The organism is Inquilinus sp. NPDC058860, from assembly GCF_042743185.1.
In the GTDB taxonomy this organism is placed as follows: domain Bacteria; phylum Pseudomonadota; class Alphaproteobacteria; order DSM-16000; family Inquilinaceae; genus Inquilinus.
This window is the reverse complement of the sequence record NZ_JBHYMS010000001.1, coordinates 264,615-283,370: the sequence shown is the minus strand read 5'-3', so window position 1 is coordinate 283,370 and position 18,756 is coordinate 264,615. Positions and strand designations below refer to the sequence as shown.

Sequence of the window (18,756 nt, the reverse complement as noted above, 5' to 3'; positions counted from 1 at the left end):
GTGCGTTCACCGCTCCGCGGCGTCAGTCACCTCGTGGTTGGATTCCCGCGGCGACGAGAAAATCGCGGCGGGCCGTGTCGTCGCGGATCAGTTCGGCTATGAGATCGGGAAGCACCATCCGTGCCCGCCGGACGGCATCCTCGAGCGTGTAGGAGATCGGGGAATGCGGTTCCATGCGGCGGAACCAGGCTGCCGCGATCTCCACCAGACGCAGGGCGTCGTCGCGATTCCGGATGGTGCCGAGCGGCGCTGCCGCCGCCTCGGGGACAGGGACGGGACCGTCGGCGGGACCGACGCTCTCCAGCTCCGTTCCGGACGGCGCCGGGCCTTGTGTCGGCACCCCGTCGCCGAGCGCCAGGCGTGCGGCGTCCCGCGCGGCGGTCAGCGCGTTCCGGATGTGCGAGGTCGGCGGAGAGTTCGGGCCGCACCGCGCATCCAGGCTTTCGGACAACGCCTGAAAGGCGTCGCAGGCGGCGTCGATATCGGCCAGGACCGTCTCGGCCTCGGTCCGGCCCATGGCCCGGGCGGCGCCCACGATCTCATCCAGATCCAGGGCCCCGGCGGCGACCCGCTGGGCCCGTCGATCCGGCTCCATCGCGGCGACGTCGCCGGCCTGGATGATCTGCCACAGCGCATAGGAGCCTTGCGGCCCCTGGACCAGCGGGATCTTCCGGATCGGCTGGATCAGCGTGCCTTCCACGCCCTCGCCGTTCAGCCCGATCAGCGGACTCAGGCGCGTCGCGATCCCGTCGTCGTCCGGGGTCGGATGAAGATCGTCCCAATGGTCTTCCAGGAGCCTGTGCAGGATGCGGAAGCCATCGCGCAGACCGGCGAAGCCGTGCAGACGGACCAGCCCCTCGACCAGTACGGACGCGACCTCGAGATCCTTGGAGCGAGTGGCGAGAAGCTCCCCTGCCAGCTCCACCAGCGGGCGCCATTCCGCATCGAGCGGGGCGGCCTGGTCCTCGGCGTCCGCCGCGCGTTCGAGCGCCCGCACCTGGGCCCGCATGTCCTTGAGGCGCTGGAACGGCGCCTCGGGCGAGATGTCCAGGCGCAGATTCTCTCCCGCCGGCCGATCGCCGGGGATGGGCGCCGCAAGCGCATCCATGTTCAAGACGTCGGACGTTGGCACAAGATTGCTCTGGTGTTGCCGTTCGATCCGTGATGTCGACCACCGGCCCGATCATCACGGGCACTTCACGATATCCTCCTGCCGGCCGGGCCGCGCGTGACCCGGGTCACCAGGTCGGCGGGAACTCGCTGATCACGAGCACCGCCGGAACGGGGCGGCTCGACGCATCGACCGCCGCCACCCAGACGGCGTAGGTGCCGTCCGCGGGCCTGTCGAAGGTGATGGCCGGGTTGATGCCCCCGTCGGTCGTGTCGTCGGTGCAGACCCACCTTCCGGACGGAGTGTGGACGACGAGCGCGACGTCCGAGCCCGCCGCCGCGTAGATGCTCAAGGGCCGACGGCCATTGGCGAACTCGACTTTGGCATCGGCTCGTTCTGGGTTGATGTTGCCGATGCAGTCGGTGCCGAGGTCGGAGGCCGAGTAGGACCCTCCGGCGATCACGCCGATCGGGAACGGATCGACCTGGAAGCCGCCGTCCAGCCTGATCGTCGCATAGATCGGCCGGGATCCGGGATCGGGCATGGGCGCCCCGGAGGGCGAGGCGGTCGACGCCATCTGCGCCGCCGCCTGCGTCGCCAGCGCCGCGCATGCCGCAATGGCCGCGAAGCCGAGACTCAACCGACAGTGCCGCACCTGATCCTCCCTATGTCCGGCCAATAAATCCACCCGGCGTGGCGCCGACCTCCCGCAATTTTATCAATTCGCTTGTTCGGAGGCAGATCATCGGTCTGGATACCAGAGTCCAGCAGCGTTTCGGTTTTGTGTCTAGTGTGAATCTTGCCTGATGATAACAGGTGCATTACCAACAGCGAGGCGAGGCGACTCGGGGGTGATCTGGAAAATCGTGTCAATATCAATTTTTCTACTAGCCTTAGAAATCGATATGTTTCATAGTTCGGTACCGTTCCTGTGCAGGCCATCTCCTCGATAGGATGATGCTGCACCTGCCATGCAGGCGGGGGCCCGTCTTCCTTCAAGATGCGACCCGCCTCCGCAGCCGGGTCCGGTGCTTTCTTCGGCACGCCGGTTATGAGGTTTCATGTCGGCTTCCGTTCGGGAAGCCGGCGCAGCGAATTCCCGCCGACCTGTGACCCGCGTCACCCGCGGGCCGGCCGGCAGGAGGACATAATGAACAGACCAATTGCAAGATGGGGGAGGACCCATGGCGATCTACGTCCAGATCGACGGTGTTCAAGGCGACGCAACCCATGAAAGCCACAAGAACTGGATCGACGTCTCGTCGCTGAATTGGGTGATCAACCGGCAGATCTCCACCCCGGCCGGTTCGGCGCGGAACCGCGAGGCCTCCGAGCCGATCGTGGGAGAAGTCTATCTGGCCAAGCAGATGGACGGCGCCTCCGTCAAGCTGTTCGAGGCGGCCGCGACCGGCAACCAGGGCAAGACCGTGACGATCCACCTCGTCACCACCGGCAGCCCGGGCAACACGTTCATGGAATACAAGCTGAGCAATTCCCTCGTCAGCAGCTATCAGGTTTCTGCCGCCAACGGCAGTGACGAGCGGCCGGTCGAGACTTTGGGCCTCAACTTCACCAAGGCCGAGTTGAAGTACACGACCTATGACGAGATGCACAAGCCGGTGAACAACCAGGTGGCGAGCTACGACCTCGCGACGACCCGCAAGGGGTGAGCCGGTCGGAACGGCGACCGGGTCGTCCCGCCCGTTCTTCCGCTGGATGCAGCCAGGAAGATCTTGATCATGTCGGCCAGGACCACACGCTCCGCAATACTGTTGGCATTGCTTGCCGCCGGCTGCTCCGGAATGCCCGGGCAGAAGCCGTTTCCCGGTTATACGAAGGCGCCGGACGAACAGCAGGGAGACGCACAGCCGTCGACGGCCGTCCCCGAGCCGACAGCCGGGGCCGTCTCCGAATCCTCCGCCTCGGCAGGCCTTCTTGCCCGTAAGGTCGAGGCGACCCAGTCGACGCTGGACCAGGCGGTCGAAACCACCCGGTCCCGCCTGACGAAGCTCAAGCAGCAGATCGTGCAGGACAAGCGGGCGCTCGCCGAGCGCGGGGGGCGTGGGGCCAATCGGGAGCAGTACGCCGCCCTGGAGCAGGCCGAAGATCAGGTCAGCCTCGCCCTGGCCCGGACGCGCGTGTCGACGGCCCGCCGGGCCGCGACGGTGCCCGAACAGGTCTCCACCATTCGCGACCTCGGCGGCCTCATCACCTCCGTGTCCGGCGTCGTCGACACGATCGGCGGCGGCAGCCCGGTCGGGGCGCCGGCCGTCATGACGGCAGAGGCCGGGCCGGGCGTGGCGCCTCCATCCTCCCAGCCGGCGGCGGTACCGCCCGGTCCGGTGCCGCCGGGGGCGGCGCCGTCGGTCCAGGCGAACGCCGCGCCGCCGGCTGGGCAGCCGCCGGCACCGGTCGCACCGCCGCAGACCGGAGCGGTCACCGCGCCGCCGACGGCCGGCCCTGGCGTCCAGGCCGACATCGCGCAGCTGCGCGCCAAGCCGTCGCGCCCGCTGCCGGTCACCGTGCCCCCGGCGGGCCAGCCGACAGCGCCGCCGGCGGCCGCGCCGTCAGCGGCCGGTCCCGGCATCATGCCGCCGGCGGCTGGTCCGGGCGTCGAGGCCAGCTTCATGCAGCAGCGCGCCAAGCCGTCACGCCCACTGCCGGTCACCGCGCGGCCTTCAGCGTCCGCGGGCCCGCCCGCCGGCGGCGGGCCGCAGCCCCTACCCGTCACCTCGACGCCGCCAGCCCCCGGCCCGGCGGACACCGGCGCGGTGCAGATCAACTGAGGGCGCGGGCTCGATGCCGTCACAAAACCCCTTCGTCGCGGTGCAGATGATCCTGGCGGACGTCGAACGGGATCTGGCTTGCCCGGGATCCGGTCATGCCGGCGGGCGGGCCGATGCTGCCGCCGCACATCGGCGTCAGCGGCAGGCTGTGCTGCTCGGGCGCGCCGTCCAGGATCTCGGGCCGTCCCTGGCGGTGCCCGGATTCCAGAGCCGCCTCGCCTGGCGGCTGGACTCACAGGCGGCAGGCGGCCCGGGGCCGGATCATGCCGGTCGGAGCGACCGGGCCGGTCCGCTGGCCGACCAGGCCTGCCGGGCCGCCTGTCGCCTGTTCATCCGCTATGGCTTGTCGGGCCCTGCCGCCGGCCGCGCGGCCCTGGCGCGGTTCGATGCGTCGCTGGAGCGCCTGATCCCGGGCGTCGGTGGCGGCGAGATCCGTCGCGTGGCGCTCGGCGGATGGCCGTCCGGGCCTTCCGTCAATCCGCCGGCGGCATCATCGGCGCAGCGCCCGGCCGGGGTGCGGCTGCTGGCGGCGCTGGCTGTCATCGCCGTGACGTTGGGCCTGGCGCCCGCCACCCGCGGCGGGACGGTGTCCGAACGGCTCCTGTGAGGCCGCGCCGCGCCCCGCGCGGCCCGCCCGGACAGGAGACGCAAAGGAGATGCGAGCGATGCCCGACATGATCGCGATGACCCAGGCGGGTCGTCTCCTGGCGATCCAGACTCCCCTCGGCGACGACGTCTTCCTGCTCGAGGCGATGGCGGGGGAGGAAGGCGTCTGCGATCTGTTCGAGTTCCGACTGACGGTGCGGTCGAAGCGGCCGGACGTCGCCGCGGCGGAGCTGGTCGGGCTGCCGGTGTCCTGGACGCTGGAACTGCCGGGTGGCGACCGTCGGTCCTGGTCCGGCGTGGTCGGCATGGTGGAGGCGGGACCGTCGCTGGGCGAGGGCATGCGGTCCTATGTGCTGACGACGCATCCCTGGCTCTGGCTGTTCGGCCACACCGCCGACTGCCGGATCTTCCAGAACCGGACGACGCCCCAGATCCTGGAGGAGATCTTCGGCGAGGCCGGGTTCAAGGATGTCGACTTCGGTCCGGTCAGCGGACCGAAGGAGGTGCGGGACTACTGCGTCCAGTACAACGAGACCGACCTCGCCTTCATCCGCCGGCTGCTGGAGGAGGAGGGCTGGGCCTGGTGGTTCCGGCATGAGGCCGGGCCGGAGGGCGGCCGGCACGTCCTGGTCGTGTCGGATGGCGCCCATGGCTGGGACGAGGGCGACGAGCCGTCGCTGCGCTTCACCACGACCAATGTCGACCTGAACGACGTGACCGGCTGGGCGCGGCGTTTCGCCTTCACCCCGGGACGGGTGGCCGAATCGGACTGGAACTTCGAGACGCCGCGCACCGATCTGACGACGCAGCTGCCGTCGCTGGCGCCGGTCGAGGCCAACAAGCCGTACGAAATCTATCGCTGGGCCGGCCGTTTCGCGAAGAAGCCGCGTGGCGAGACGGTGGTGAAGCGGCGGATGGAGGCGTTCGAGACGGGCTTCGAGACGATCGCCGCCGAAAGCGGCAACCGGAAGGTCTGCCCGGGCCGGAAATTCACGCTCTACGGCCATCCGATCGCGGCGGAGAATGCGAGCTACGCGGTGATGGCGGTGCGGCACGCGGCCGAGGACTCGACCTATGTGACCCGCGGCGACGCCGGCCCGCCGAGCTATGCCAACAGCTTCACCGCGATCCCGTCGGACAAGCCCTACGTGCCCCGGCAGGAAACGCCGCAGCCGCGGATCGACGGGATACAGACGGCGACGGTGGTGGGGCCGCCGGGCGAGGAGATCCACACCGACAGCTATGGCCGGGTCAAGGTGCGCTTCCCGTGGGACCGCCGGGCCAAGGGGGACGACACCTCGTCCTGCTGGCTGCGCGTGTCGCAGCCCTGGGCCGGCCGCAGCTGGGGCGCCCAGACCATTCCCCGCATCGGCATGGAGGTGCTGGTCGCCTATGTCGAGGGCGATCCCGACAAGCCGACGGTGGTCGGCGTGGTGCCGAACGCCGACCGGATGCCGCCGCTCGACCTGCCGGCGAACAAGACCCGGACCTCGCTCAGATCCTCGTCCAGCCCGGGCGGCGCCGGCTTCAACGAGCTGAGCTTCGAGGACAAGGCCGGGGCCGAGGAGGTGTTCCTGCACGCGCAGAAGGACGCCAGCGAGATGGTCACCAACAACAAGCTGCTGAACATCGGCAACGCTTACACGGCGGCGGCACAGACGCTGCACATGACGACGGTGCGGGACTCGCAGTCCACGATGACGCCCGGGGATATCGTGCTGCAGCACAAGGGCAGCATGATCCGGATGGATGAGAACGGCATCACCATCTCCTTCAAGGGCAAGCATAAGGTCCGACTGAGCGACGACGGGGTGCAGATCTATTCGGATAAGGAGGTCCAGGCCAAGCAGGGACAAGGGGAGACCAACTTCGTCTCGATCGTTTCGACAGGCGTCTACACCAACGGCAAGGATGAGATCATGCAAGGGGTCGGCGAGTCGGGGGCCTGGATCAAGCCGGAGGGCGTCTACAGCACCGGCAGGGACGAGATCATCCACGGGGTCGGCGGCAAGTCGGCGGTCTGCGTCGATCCGAAGGGGGTGTACAACGCCGGCGCGAGCCAGGTGGTCCACGCGGTCGGCGAGGAGTCGGCGATCCAGATCACCTCGGGCGACATCTCCCAGAATTCGGGGAAGATCTGGCTGAACAGCCCCTTGAGCCAGATGATCAGCCAGTTCCTCGGCAACGGACAGAAGTAGAGCAGCCGTCGGAGGAGAAGCGCAATGCCGTTCGCCGGCTCCAAGATCCCGGCCCCGGCCATGGCCGCCGCCCGCGGGATGCAGGACGTCTCGATGAATCAGGTGACGGACAAGACGGCACAGCCGCTCGCCCAGGCCGTCACCCCGGCGCCCCAGCGGCCGGCCGCCGGCCCGTCCCGGCCCATGGCCGGGCAGGTGGCGGGTTCGCCGGCATCCATCGGCAAGGATCTGGCGGAGCAGCCCGGTGCGGCGTCGTCGGCACCGTCGACGCCGGGCGAAACCCCGGCGCCCGCCGGATCCTCCGGTCTGCCCCTCGCCGCGCTGACGGAGCTGGCGCCGGGCATGCTGCCGTCGCCGCCCGATTTCCTCGACATCCCCAAGCCGGACCCGCTCGCCATCTTCGCCCCCGCCCGCCAGAGGTTCCAGGCGCTCGCCGCCAACCGGCCGCGGGCGCCGATGGGCGCGGCCGGCGCCCCTGCCGCTCCCGCCGGCGGCGCGGATCCATCCAAGCGCCCTGACGATGCCCAGGGTGAATCGCCCGCCTCGATGGCGGAGGAGGCCGCAGGGGCCGTCGATGCCGTCAAGTCCGAGGGCAGCGGTTCCGAAGATCCCCGGCCGGCGCGGGACACCGCCGGCATGCCTGCCGCGGATGCCGCCGCATCCGGCGGGCCGGCGCCGCAGCGCCGCGCTTCGGAGCCGGCCAAGGGATGAAGAACGCGATCGAGCGCCGGGTCGACCGGCTGGCCGCACTCTGGAACGACGCCGCATCCGATCCCGGGATGCGCCTCTTCTGCTGGCGCTGCGATCTCGACGAGCAGCGCCTTCTCGGCATCTTCACCGAACTCGAGCACGAGGAGGTGGCGCAGACGCCGGGCAGCTTCATCCGGCTGGTGTCGCCCTTCAGCACGCTGCAGGGCTATGCCTCGGTCCTCGCGACGGAGCTCGCGGCCCAGTACGAAGCCGGCCGCGAGGACCTCCGGAAGGACGGCCTGTTCGCCGCCTGGCAGCCGCCCGACCGGATGGAGGAGGAGAGTCCGGGGCAGCATCTGCTGCGGGTCGCCGACTCGCTGCGGGCGGCCTATGCCGACACCGTGCAACTGCTGGTGCTGTGCCTCGAGCCCGGGACCATCGCCGACGACGCCGCCTGGCGGCGCTGGGTCGAGAGCCTGGTGCAGGCCGAGATTCCCGCCCGCCTGCGGTTCATGGTGGTCGACCCGATCGACAGCCCCAGGCTGGCGGGGCTGGAGACCGAACGTCCGGACCGCGTGCGCCTGATCGAGCCGCGCCTCGACATGCCGGCGGCTCTCGACGAGCTCGCCCGGAGCGAGGGCGAGGAAGGGCCGGCCAAGACCTTCCGGATCCATCTGGTGACCCTCGCCAACGCCGCCGGCAAGGGCAATACGCGGCTGGTGGAGCAGGCGGGGGCCAACGGGCTCGCCGTCGCGCGGGCCGAGGGCTGGGCCGACCAGGAGGTGGTGGTCCTCATGTCGCTGGCCGCCGCCCGGCTGGGCGCCGCGGATTTCGACGGCGCGGCCAAGGGCTATCGCGAGGCCGTCGCGGCGGCGCGGCGGGCCGGCGAGGGCGGCCATCCGGCGGCGGCGAAGCTCGAGCTCTCGGCCGGGATGGGCCTGGGCAGCGCGCTCCTGGCGGAAAGCCGCTGGCCCGAGGCCGCCCGGATCTACGAGGCCTGCGTGCCGCTGGCCAGCAAGGCCGACGACGGGATGATGGTGCTCGAATCCTGGCGCATGGCGGCCCATTGCCATGAGCAGGCGCGCGCCGACCGCGAGGCCTGGCGCTGCGGCGAGCACGCGCTGGCGGCCGGGGAGGCGCTGCCGGCGGACCAGCGGCGGAGCTCGACCCTGCCCTGGGTCGGCCAGACGATGCTGCGCCTGCTGGCGCGCTATGACGGGGACACGCCGCAGGCCGTGCAGGTGCGCCGGCGGCTGGACGGGCTGCTCGGCCCGGACTGGGAGCGGGCCCTGACGCCCGGGGAGGCCGCGGCATGATGCTGGCGGTCACCCATTTCGACCCGGTGATCGGCGTCGACATCCACATGATCCAGCCGCCCGGGCCGGTGCCGCCGGTGCCCGTCCCGCACCCCTATATCGGCCTGGTGTTCGACGTCTTCGACTACCTGCCGATCTTCGGCTCGACCATCAAGGTCAACAACCTGCACCGCGCCATCGCCGGCACCGAGGGCAAGGCGATCCCGCCGCACATCCCGATCGGCGGCGTCTTCGTGCCCCCGCTGCCGTGGAACGAGCACGAGAACTTCATGGGCAGCCTGACCGTCGGCTTCGACGACGACGCTGCCACCTATCTGGCGCTGCCGGCGCTGAGCTGCCAATCGATGGGCATCCCCTCGATCCCGCGGCGCAGCAAGAAGAGCAAGCCTTCCCTGAAGAGCCTGGTGCTGCCGACCTCGGTGGTGCTGTCGATCCCGAAGGGGCCGCCGGTCTTCATCGGAGGGCCGCCGACGATCTCGCTCTTCGCCCTGGGCGGCCGCCTGGTCCTGGGGCTGGTCGGGCGCGCGCTGAAATGGGCCCGCCGCACCAAGCCGGGCCGCGCGCTGGACGATCTGTTCAAGCGCGGGGCGTCCAGGGCCCACCAAGCCTGGCGCAAGGCCTTCAAGAACATGCCGTCCGGCTTCCTCAAATGTAAGGTGCTGCGGGCCGAGCCGGTCGACATCCGGACCGGCGAGGTGGTGGTCGACCAGGAGGATTTCTCACTGCCGGGCCGCATTCCCCTGCGCTGGACTCGGCATTACGGCTCGAATTCGACCCGGATGGGCGTGTGCGGACTGGGTTGGGAGACACCGGCTGACGCCCGGCTTGAGCTCCAGCCGGACGGATCGGTCGTCTTCTCGGATGGCGAGGGGGCCGGCGCCCTGTTCGACGCGCTGCCGACGAAGGGGCCGGTGCATGAACCGGTCGACGGCTGGCGGCTCGACCGCGACGAGGACCGCTACACCGTGCGCAGGAAGGGCGGCCTTACCTATGCCTTCCCTGCCCCATCCCAGCCGTGGCGGGAGATCCTGGTCGAGACTCTGACCGATCCGTGCGGCAACACGCTGCGCTATCTGCGTGGGCCCGACGGGTTGGAGCAAATGGTCGAAAGCGCAGGCCGCCGGCTGGAGATCGTGTCGGAGTTCGGGCTCGTTCAACACATCGTACTCTACCATCCGGACTTCGCCGAGGAGCGCTGCTGCCTGGCCCGCTTCGACTATGATCCCGCGGGGCGGCTGACGGCGGTCTACGACGCGCTCGGTCACCCTTACACCTTCGGCTACGGCGACGCAGACCCCGGCCGCCTTGTCCGCCACACCAACCGCACAGGCCACTCCTTCTACTACGAATATGACGAGGCGGGCCGTTGCATCCATAGCTGGGGCGACGGCGGCCTTTACGACTATCATTTCGACTACGACCCGGAGGGCCGCTGGACCAACTATGTCGATAGCCTGGGCCACCCCTGGTCGGCCGAACTCGACGCCCGCGGCCAGATCCTCCGTGAGATCGATCCCCTGGGCGGCATCACCAGCTATGTCTATGACGAGGCCGGGCGCACCACCGCCGTCACTGACCCTGCCGGACATACGACGCAGTACAGATATGACGAGCGGGGAAACCTGTTCGAACTGATCCGGGCGGACGGGGTAAGTATATTATGTGAATTCGATCAGAACGATAAACCGATCCGCATCATTGATCCCAATGGTGTTCTTTGGAGGCAATATTGGAATGAAAATGGATTGCTCGTTAAGCAGGAATCACCCACGGGATTCATCACAACTTACTATTATGACGAAGAAGGAGAGCTATATCGATACAATAATTCACAAGGAAACAATATTTATTTTCAATCTGACAAATTTGGGAATCTTTATTATTTATCAGATTCATTGGGAAACATATGCAAACTCAAATATGATTGCATGGGAAATTTGACAGAGAGAATCGATCCTCTGAATAAAGTTAGTGTATATGAATATGATGTTAAGGGGCGTCTTGTTAGAGTAACATTTCCCGATAAGTCAAAATCGGAATGCTCTTACGATACAAATGATAATCTAATATCTTATTCAGATCAGAATGGAGATGTAACTAACTTTCTGAGCTCGAAGAACGGAAAAATAGAGCGTCGAGTGCAAGCAGATGGTCATTCTGTTGAGTGTCATTACGACTCCGAAGAAAGGTTAATTAATATAAGAAATCAGAATGATCAAATCTATATGGTAGAGAGAGATTCGTTAGGGCGCATTATCAATGAATTGGATTATTGGGGGCAAAAGAGATCATACACTTATGATGCTGCGGGAGATTTGCGGGAGAGTGTAGATCCGCTCGGTCGGATCACTCGTTATGAATACGACCCCCTGGGGCGCGTCCGCAGAAAGATTTTGCCGCATCATGATAAGACAGATCAGGTTTGGATAGAAAATTTTGATTTCGATGCCAATGGGAATCTCATTAAGATGTCCAATCCTTACGTGGCGATAGAGCGTCACTTCGATATAGAAGGCACTCTTCTTAGAGAAGTTCAGGGAGGATTCATAATAAATTACAGATATAATAGGAAAAGAAGATTGACCGGATATAAGACGAATACTGGAAATTCTGTAGATTATGAATGCGATGAACTCGATAGGCCAACTGCAGTGTTGATAAATGATGAGGCTGTGGTCCGCTTTCAATGGGATAAGCGAGGGCAGATTAGTCGAGAAGTTCTGAGAGATGGCCTTATACGCCAGTATCTCTATGATGACAATGGATTAACCACAAGCCAAATTGTGACGCGCGATGACAAGCTTCTCAATGATATACGATACGACTATGATCAGGTCGGCAATCTCCTTCAGCGCCGTGATAGCCAATACGGGGTTGATCAATATCGTTACAGCTCCACCGGACAGATTCTCGAACACATCGATTCAGGAGGTAACACTGCTCGCTTTCTGAATGATCCGATCGGGGATCGGTTGACAACACGTATCCGCAACCCTGAAGCCCGGCGATCCTTTGCCGAGCATGAGGTCCCAGGTTCCGAATGGCGCCGAGAGGGATCTTACGGGGATGTGCATTACAGCTTTGACCGTGCGGGCAATCTTGTCGGTCGCAACGATGCCGAGCGCGCTACACGCCTGACTTGGGATGCCAATCAGAGGCTGATCCGCACCGAGACAAATGGTGTCGTCACTACCTATGGCTACGATCCATTGGGGCGTCGCGTATTCAAGGAAACCGAAGGTAGGAGGACCTGTTTCGGTTGGGATGGAAATAGGATGATAGTGGAGTACGGTGATAATAAAGATGGTGGAGAGTCTGATATCGATTCTAATGGATATAGATCTCGAGAACATGTATATTTTCTTAATAGTTTTGTTCCTATTATTTTGATGGAAATGGTCGGTTTTCGTGGTGAATCAAATTCAATTAGAAGTATGAATTATTACCAAAATGATATTAACGGTCGTCCAATTAAAATTATGAATGAGAATGGCGATATATTATGGCATTCTCAATATTCTATTTTCGGAAAGCAAAATAATTTTGATCAACACGCAATGATTGAAAACACTTTTGGTTTTCAAGGTCAGTATTATGACAGAGAGACTGGTCTGTATTACAATAGATATCGTTATTTCGATCCTGAAATTGGACAATTTATATCGGAAGATCCTCTCGGGCTCTCTGCTGGGGCGAACAGCTTTTTCTACGCGCCTAACGCCATAAGCTGGATAGATCCTCTCGGCTTGGACGAGAGTGGAAGAGGAAAGCCTCATGAATTATTTGCTTGGGTGGAAGATGAGCTTGGCAGGCCGATAGTCAATTTTCCTGATGATCCTGCAACATTTAAAGATCTGTTTAGCGGTGGCCAGACGAAGGCTGTCGCTGGTCCGTACGGGCTCGGCTCCCACACAGAGCCATTATACCTGAAATCGCTCCAAATTGCTAGAATCGTAATACCAGGAGATTTGGTGAGAATGATAGGGGCAAAGGATCCTTGTCCAAATTGTCAATCTATACTGAAGGATTTTGTGAACAGAACCCCTGCAGGTGTTCTCTATAGCTCTGACGAAACAGGAGATTGGCGGCATTGGCATTTTCGCCGACCACGACCCGGTGAATTTCCAAGAGCGCTGCCAGAGGTTGTCCTGGAAATTACAGATTCCAATGGGCAAGTTGTGCGAAAGATGCGTTACCGCAGAACCAGGTCGGGGAGATGGCGGGGGACGCGATGTTGAAAGGGTCAGCACCGCCCCCGCCTGCCGCCACCCGCAGATGTCGGCGGGAATGCGCGCAACGCGCCGCCGGCTGATCCGCTTGTGCATGCGGGTCAGCGATATACAGTGCATTTGAGCGATTCGCCGCCGCGAGCGGACGAACAATCAACTGCAGGACGGGGGGGAAAGATGACACCGGGATTTTCGCTGCGGCGCATTGTTGGGGCGGCCGCGCTTTTCGTGACGGCATCATTGATGGGGACACCCGCCAATGCCGCCGAATTCATCAACATCCTGACGGGCGGAACCTCGGGCGTGTACTATCCGCTCGGCGTCGCCCTGTCGAAGATCTTCACCGAACAGATCCCCGACAGCCGGCCCTCGGTGCAGGCGACCAAGGCCTCGGTCGAAAACCTGAACCTGCTGCAGCAGGGCAAGGGCGAGATCGCCTTCACCCTCGGCGACAGCCTGGCCGACGCCTGGAACGGCAAGGAAGAGGCCGGGTTCAAGGGCAAGCTCGACAAGCTGCGGGCGATCGGCGCGATCTACCCGAACTACATCCAGATCGTGGCTTCGCGCGAATCCGGCATCAAGACGCTGGCCGACCTCAAGGGCAAGCGCCTGTCGGTCGGCGCGCCGAAATCCGGCACGGAGCTGAATGCCCGCACCATCCTGGCCGGCGCCGGCATCAGCTATGACGACCTCGGCAAGGTGGAGTACCTGCCCTTCGCCGAATCGGTCGAGCTGATGAAGAACCGGCAGCTCGATGCCACCCTGCAATCGGCCGGCCTGGGCGTCGCCTCGCTGCGCGACCTGGCGTCCTCCGTGGATGTGGTGGTCGTCGAGATCCCGCAGGCGACCATCGAGAAGGTCGGCCTGCCCTATGTGCCGGCCAGCATCCCGGCCGGCACCTATACCGGCCAGGAGGCAGCGGTTCCCACCGCCGCGGTGGTCAATTACCTGGTGACGCAGGCGGGGGTCAGCGACGACCTCGCCTATGCGATGACCAAGGCGGTGTACGAGAATGTCGCCACCCTGGCCGCGGCGCACAGCGCGGCCAAGGCGATCAAGCTCGAAGCGGCGCTGTCCGGCCTGCCGCTGCCGCTGCATCCCGGCGCAGCGAGATACTTCAAGGAGAAGGGGCTCAACCCGCCGCAGTGACCGCCGCGCCGGTCGGCGCGGCTTGTCCAGAAGCGGGCGGAGGTCCGCTTCCGGTTCTTGCAGCGGCCGCGGGGCGAAGACCCCGGGCCGCAGGAGGCCTGAAGAGGAACGCGAGGATGGCGCAGGTGCATGAGGTCGGCGGGACCGCCGTGCCAATGGTGAATGCCGAGCACGGCCTGCCGGAGAATTTCGGGACCGGAACCGCCGGGCGGCTCCTGTTCTGGATCGCGGTGGCCTTCTCCGCCTTCCAGATCGTGACCGCCTTCGGGCTGCCGCTCGACCGGCCGATCGTCCCGGGCGTCGACCTGCTGCGCATCATCGGGGCGGCCTTCGCGCTGTGGGCGGTGAAGATCGGTGCCGATGCGGTGCGCGGCCGGCCGGTGGCGGAGGCGCTGTTCGCCTTCCTCTGCCTGCTCGGCACCTATGTGCTGGTGGCGGGTTTCGGCGGTGGGGTGCCGAGCCAGATCGTCCGCAGCGTCCATGTCGGATTCCTGTGCCTCGTCGCCGGCGGCATGCTGGCCAACCATCGGGCCGGGGGCCTGGCGGGCCGGCTGTTCGGCTGGGGCCTGGGCGTCTGCGGCTTCCTGGTCGGGCTGTACCAGTGGGTCTTCTACTTCGATCTGGTGAACCGGGCCGGCGAGCTGACCGACGCCGACTTCGTGGTCGGCATCGCGGCTCTGGTGGTGCTGTTCGTCCTGGTCTGGCGGGCGATGGGGCCGGCCCTGCCGATCGTGGCCGGGCTGTTCCTGGCCTATTGCCTGCTGGGCCAGCACCTGCCGGCGCCGTTCGACCACCGCGGCTACACCGCGGACCAGGTGATCGAGCACATGTCCTTCGGCACCGAGGGCATCTACACCACCCCGACCGCGGTGTCGGCGACCTACATCTTCCTGTTCATCCTGTTCGGCTCGTTCCTGGAGCGGGCCGGGATGATCAGGCTGTTCACCGACATCGCCATGGGGGCGTTCGGCGGCGCCCAGGGCGGCCCGGCCAAGGTCGCGGTGTTCTCCTCCGCGCTGATGGGCACGATCTCCGGCTCCGGCGTCGCCAACGTCGTCTCGACCGGACAGTTCACCATCCCGCTGATGAAGCGCTTCGGCTACCGCCCGGCCTTCGCCGGCGGGGTCGAGGCCACGGCCTCGATGGGCGGCCAGATCATGCCGCCGGTGATGGGTGCCGTCGCCTTCATCATGGCCGAGACCATCGGCGTGCCCTATGCCGACATCGTCCAGGCAGCGGTCATCCCCGCGATCCTCTACTTCGCCTCCGCCTTCTGGGCGGTGCATCTCGAGGCCGGCAAGCGCGGCCTCGTCGGCATGCCGCGGCATGAGCTGCCCAGCGCCCGGGCCGCCCTCCTGGAGAAGTGGTTCCTGATCCTGCCGCTGGCGGCGCTGGTCTATCTGCTGTTCGCCGGCTACACGCCGCTCTATTCCGGCTCGGTCGGGCTCGCGCTCACCGTTGTCCTGATCCTGGGCGGCGCGATCGCCGCGGGGCTCGCGCACCAGGCCGTCCGGCTGGTGTTCTGGGTCGGGCTCGGCCTGCTGGCCGCCAGCTTCCTGGTCGCCGGGGTGATGGTGGTGGTCGGGCTGGTGGTCGCCCTGGTGATCGCCAGCCTGTTCGTCCGGGGCGGCAAGGAGACGCTCGATGCCTGCCGCGACGCGCTGGCGGACGGCGCCCGGCAGGCGCTGCCGGTCGGCCTCGCCTGCGCCATGGTCGGCATCGTCATCGGCACCATGACCCTGACCGGCGTCGGCACCATCTTCGGCAACTGGGTGGTCTCGATCGGCAAGGACTCGCTGGCGCTGTCCCTGGTTCTGACCATGCTGGTCAGCCTGTTCCTGGGCATGGGCATCCCGACCATCCCGAACTACATCATCACCTCGTCCCTCGCGGCGCCCGCGCTGCTCGAGCTCGGCGTGCCGCTGATCGTCAGCCACATGTTCGTGTTCTACTTCGGCATCATGGCGGATCTGACGCCGCCGGTGGCGCTCGCCGCCTTCGCCGCCGCGCCGATCGCGAAGGAAAGCGGCTTCAGGATCGGGTTCGAGGCGGTTCGCATCGCCATCCCGGGCTTCGTCATCCCCTATATGGCGGTGTACGACCCGACGCTGATGCTGCAGCCGGTGGCCGGGCTGGAGGGTACGGCGTACTGGCTGGCGGTCGCCTACATGGTGGTCAAGACGGCGTTCGCGATCGGCCTCTGGGGCATGGCGTCGGTCGGCTTCTTCCGCATCCGCATGGCGGTCTGGGAACGGCTGGTGGGCACGGCCGCGGCGCTGTTCCTGTTCGCGGCGGCACCGATGACCGACGAGATCGGCTTCGCCCTGGGCGCGATCGTGATCGGCAGCCAGATCTGGCGTTCCCGCCGCCCGGCCCCGGCGCGCCCGGCGTGAGCCTGTGCCTGGCCGCGCTGGGGCTTCTGGTCCAGCTCGGCGCCGACCGCCTGACCCTGGCCTGGACCCACTCGGTCGAGAAGATCGCGTGGGAGGAGGACTGGCGGGACACGCCGGCCGGGCTGGTGCTGGATGAGGCCCGCGTGCGCGGCTCCGGCGCCGGGATGGACCCGCCGCCGGAAGCGCGGTTCGACGGCCGCGCATGGCGCTGGACGCCCGGCTTGCCGCCGCTGCCCGGGATCGAGCTGCGACGCTCCGGGGCGACGGCCGACTGGAGGATCTGCGTTGCCGGGCATTGCCGGCCGATGGGTGAATACCTCCCGGCGGATGCCGATCCGGTCCGCCTCACCAGCTGCCGGGCGGCGGAGCCGGACCCGGACGTCGCGCGATGACTCCGCGCGACTGCGGCCTGGAACGCCGCGCGTTCGAGGGCCGTTGCGATAATGCAGCTGTCATCGCCGCAGGATATCCCGATGCCCAGAGCCGACCTCCGCTCGACGGCGCACATCGCCCATCATCCGATCCACCCGATGCTCGTGCCGGTCCCGATCGCGTGCTTCGTCGGCACGCTTCTGACCGACATCACCTATTGGCGCACCGCCGAGCTGATGTGGGCCGACTTCTCCGCCTGGCTGGTCACGGTCGGCGTGATCCTCGCCTATCTCGCCGCAATCGCCGGGCTGATCGATCTTGTCGGCAACCGCCTGGTCCGGGCCCAGGCGCCGGCATGGCCGCATGCGATCGGCAACCTGGCCGTGCTGGTCCTGGCGACGCTGAACATGCTGATCCACACCCGCGACGGATGGACCTCGGTGGTGCCCTGGGGGCTGATCCTGTCGGCCGCGGTCGTGCTGATCCTTCTGTTCACGGGCTGGATGGGCTGGTCGATGGTCTATCGCCACGGCGTGGGAGCGTCGGTGCGATGACCGGAGTCCTTCACCCCAGACATGCGGCCTTGGCCCTGATCGGAGCCTCCGTCCTGGTTCTCGCGGCCTGCAACGAGGAGGCGTTCGACACCGACAGCCAAGTCGGGGCCGATCCCGTCCTTCCCGAGCCGCAGCAATACCTATTCCCGCCGATGCATCTCGCCTCCGTCGTCGGGTGGAAGGAGGGCGAGACGCCCACGGTCGCGAACGGGCTCAAGATCGAGGCCATGGCCACCGGCCTCGAGCATCCGCGCTCGCTCACCGTCCTGCCCAATGGCGATGTCCTGGTCGTGGAATCCAAGCCGCCGGGGGTCGAGCCGCTCCGGCGGCCCAAGAGCATCGTGACGGGCTGGATCGAATCGATGGTGACGGGCGGCGGCGATCTGCCGAGCAACCGGATCACGCTGCTGCGCGACGCGGATGGCGACGGCAAGCCCGAGACGCGCCGCGTCTTCCTCGATCGCCTGAGCTCGCCCTTCGGCGTGGCCCTGGTCGGCAGCGATCTCTATGTCGCGAACACCGATGCGATCCTGCGCTTCCCCTTCAATACCGGCGACACCGAGATCACGGCCCCCGGCACGCTGGTCACCCCGCTCCCCGGCGGCCCGATCGACCATCACTGGACCAAGAGCCTGGTCGCGAGCCGGGATGGCTCGCTGCTCTATGTCGGCATCGGCTCGAACAGCAATGTGGCCGAGAACGGCATGGAGGCGGAGAAGAACCGTGCCGCGATCTGGGAGGTCGACCGGCAGACCGGCCGCTGGCGTCTCTTCGCCACCGGCCTGCGCAATCCGAACGGGTTGAGCTGGGAGCCCGAGAGCGGCGCGCTGTGGACCGTCGTGAACGAACGCGACGAGCTGGGTCCCAACCTGGTGCCGGACTACATGACCTCGGTCAAGGATGGCGGCTTCTACGGATGGCCCTACAGCTATTACGGCCGGCATCTCGATCCGCGCGTCCAGCCGCAGCGCCCGGACCTGGTCGAGAAGGCGATCCTCCCGGACTACGCGCTGAGCTCGCATGTCGCTCCTCTGGGGATGGCCTTCTACACAGCGGACGCTCTGCCCCAGGCCTATCGCGGCGGCGCCTTCGTCGGGGAGCACGGCAGCTGGGACCGGGGCGAGTTCAACGGCTACAAGGTCGTGTTCGTCCCCTTCAGCGGGGGGCACCCGAGCGGGAAGGCGCAGGATGTGGTGACCGGCTTCCTGAATTCAGACGGAGAGGCACGCGGACGACCCGTCGGCGTCGCCGTCGACAAATCCGGAGCGCTGCTGATCGCCGATGACGTCGGCAACACGGTGTGGCGCGTGACCTCCGCGGACAAGTAGCGGGAGCGTCGTCTTTTTGCGGGA

Annotated in this window: 14 protein-coding genes; 12 read left to right on the top strand and 2 right to left on the bottom strand. The window is 66.0% G+C overall.

The window, feature by feature from the left end; translation table 11 throughout:
• Nucleotides 1-22: 22 nt before the first annotated feature.
• Both tssA and ACFW16_RS01270 read right to left on the bottom strand, forming a co-directional pair.
• The gene (gene tssA, locus ACFW16_RS01275) at nt 23-1,108 is read right to left on the bottom strand and encodes a type VI secretion system protein TssA (protein ID WP_380301055.1); all 1,086 of its coding nucleotides are present in this window, start codon (nt 1,106-1,108) and stop codon (nt 23-25) included.
• Nucleotides 1,109-1,238: 130 nt separating this feature from the next.
• Nucleotides 1,239-1,751 (bottom strand): hypothetical protein, encoded by a 513-nt coding sequence (locus ACFW16_RS01270; RefSeq protein ID WP_380301053.1) that lies wholly within the window; start codon nt 1,749-1,751, stop codon nt 1,239-1,241.
• A gap of 544 nt (nt 1,752-2,295) precedes the next feature.
• Here ACFW16_RS01270 and ACFW16_RS01265 point away from each other — a divergent pair.
• From ACFW16_RS01265 to ACFW16_RS01210, 12 genes are all read left to right on the top strand, one after another.
• Nucleotides 2,296-2,781, top strand: coding sequence for an Hcp family type VI secretion system effector (locus tag ACFW16_RS01265; protein ID WP_380301051.1), 486 nt, complete (start codon nt 2,296-2,298; stop codon nt 2,779-2,781).
• A 69-nt stretch (nt 2,782-2,850) separates the two neighbouring features.
• Complete coding sequence (locus tag ACFW16_RS01260) at nt 2,851-3,897, top strand: hypothetical protein (protein ID WP_380301049.1); 1,047 nt, start codon at nt 2,851-2,853, stop codon at nt 3,895-3,897.
• Nucleotides 3,898-3,943: 46 nt separating this feature from the next.
• Nucleotides 3,944-4,504, top strand: a complete 561-nt coding sequence (locus ACFW16_RS01255; RefSeq protein WP_380301047.1) for a hypothetical protein — start codon at nt 3,944-3,946, stop codon at nt 4,502-4,504.
• Between the two features lie 58 nt (nt 4,505-4,562).
• Entirely contained in the window at nt 4,563-6,701 is a 2,139-nt protein-coding gene (locus ACFW16_RS01250) for a type VI secretion system Vgr family protein (RefSeq protein ID WP_380301045.1), read from the top strand.
• 24 nt (nt 6,702-6,725) lie between these two features.
• Entirely contained in the window at nt 6,726-7,412 is a 687-nt protein-coding gene (locus ACFW16_RS01245) for a hypothetical protein (protein ID WP_380301043.1), read from the top strand.
• Entirely contained in the window at nt 7,409-8,707 is a 1,299-nt protein-coding gene (locus ACFW16_RS01240; protein WP_380301041.1) for a hypothetical protein, read from the top strand. Before ACFW16_RS01245 ends, ACFW16_RS01240 begins: the two co-directional genes overlap by 4 nt.
• Nucleotides 8,704-12,945: an RHS repeat-associated core domain-containing protein gene (locus ACFW16_RS01235; protein WP_380301040.1), complete on the top strand. Its 4,242-nt coding sequence runs from the start codon at nt 8,704-8,706 to the stop codon at nt 12,943-12,945. Before ACFW16_RS01240 ends, ACFW16_RS01235 begins: the two co-directional genes overlap by 4 nt.
• Before the next feature lie 168 nt (nt 12,946-13,113).
• Nucleotides 13,114-14,085, top strand: coding sequence for a TAXI family TRAP transporter solute-binding subunit (locus ACFW16_RS01230; protein ID WP_380301038.1), 972 nt, complete (start codon nt 13,114-13,116; stop codon nt 14,083-14,085).
• 116 nt (nt 14,086-14,201) lie between these two features.
• Nucleotides 14,202-16,478, top strand: coding sequence for a TRAP transporter permease (locus tag ACFW16_RS01225; RefSeq protein WP_380301036.1), 2,277 nt, complete (start codon nt 14,202-14,204; stop codon nt 16,476-16,478).
• Nucleotides 16,475-16,870 (top strand): DUF1850 domain-containing protein, encoded by a 396-nt coding sequence (locus tag ACFW16_RS01220; RefSeq protein WP_380301034.1) that lies wholly within the window; start codon nt 16,475-16,477, stop codon nt 16,868-16,870. The genes ACFW16_RS01225 and ACFW16_RS01220 overlap by 4 nt, the downstream gene beginning before the upstream one ends.
• 81 nt (nt 16,871-16,951) lie before the next feature.
• The gene (locus ACFW16_RS01215) at nt 16,952-17,404 is read left to right on the top strand and encodes a DUF2231 domain-containing protein (protein WP_380301032.1); all 453 of its coding nucleotides are present in this window, start codon (nt 16,952-16,954) and stop codon (nt 17,402-17,404) included.
• Nucleotides 17,401-18,732: a PQQ-dependent sugar dehydrogenase gene (locus ACFW16_RS01210; protein WP_380301030.1), complete on the top strand. Its 1,332-nt coding sequence runs from the start codon at nt 17,401-17,403 to the stop codon at nt 18,730-18,732. Before ACFW16_RS01215 ends, ACFW16_RS01210 begins: the two co-directional genes overlap by 4 nt.
• The last annotated feature ends 24 nt before the right edge of the window (nt 18,733-18,756 follow it).

Coding starts and splice junctions, on each gene's coding strand:
- ACFW16_RS01255 (WP_380301047.1), top strand. CDS start 3,944: ATGATCCTGGCGGACGTCGAACGGGATCTGGCTTGCCCGGGATCCGGT.
- ACFW16_RS01215 (WP_380301032.1), top strand. CDS start 16,952: ATGCCCAGAGCCGACCTCCGCTCGACGGCGCACATCGCCCATCATCCG.
- ACFW16_RS01265 (WP_380301051.1), top strand. CDS start 2,296: ATGGCGATCTACGTCCAGATCGACGGTGTTCAAGGCGACGCAACCCAT.
- ACFW16_RS01250 (WP_380301045.1), top strand. CDS start 4,563: ATGCCCGACATGATCGCGATGACCCAGGCGGGTCGTCTCCTGGCGATC.
- ACFW16_RS01225 (WP_380301036.1), top strand. CDS start 14,202: ATGGCGCAGGTGCATGAGGTCGGCGGGACCGCCGTGCCAATGGTGAAT.
- ACFW16_RS01245 (WP_380301043.1), top strand. CDS start 6,726: ATGCCGTTCGCCGGCTCCAAGATCCCGGCCCCGGCCATGGCCGCCGCC.
- ACFW16_RS01235 (WP_380301040.1), top strand. CDS start 8,704: ATGATGCTGGCGGTCACCCATTTCGACCCGGTGATCGGCGTCGACATC.
- tssA (WP_380301055.1), bottom strand. CDS start 1,108: ATGGATGCGCTTGCGGCGCCCATCCCCGGCGATCGGCCGGCGGGAGAG.
- ACFW16_RS01210 (WP_380301030.1), top strand. CDS start 17,401: ATGACCGGAGTCCTTCACCCCAGACATGCGGCCTTGGCCCTGATCGGA.
- ACFW16_RS01240 (WP_380301041.1), top strand. CDS start 7,409: ATGAAGAACGCGATCGAGCGCCGGGTCGACCGGCTGGCCGCACTCTGG.
- ACFW16_RS01260 (WP_380301049.1), top strand. CDS start 2,851: ATGTCGGCCAGGACCACACGCTCCGCAATACTGTTGGCATTGCTTGCC.
- ACFW16_RS01230 (WP_380301038.1), top strand. CDS start 13,114: ATGACACCGGGATTTTCGCTGCGGCGCATTGTTGGGGCGGCCGCGCTT.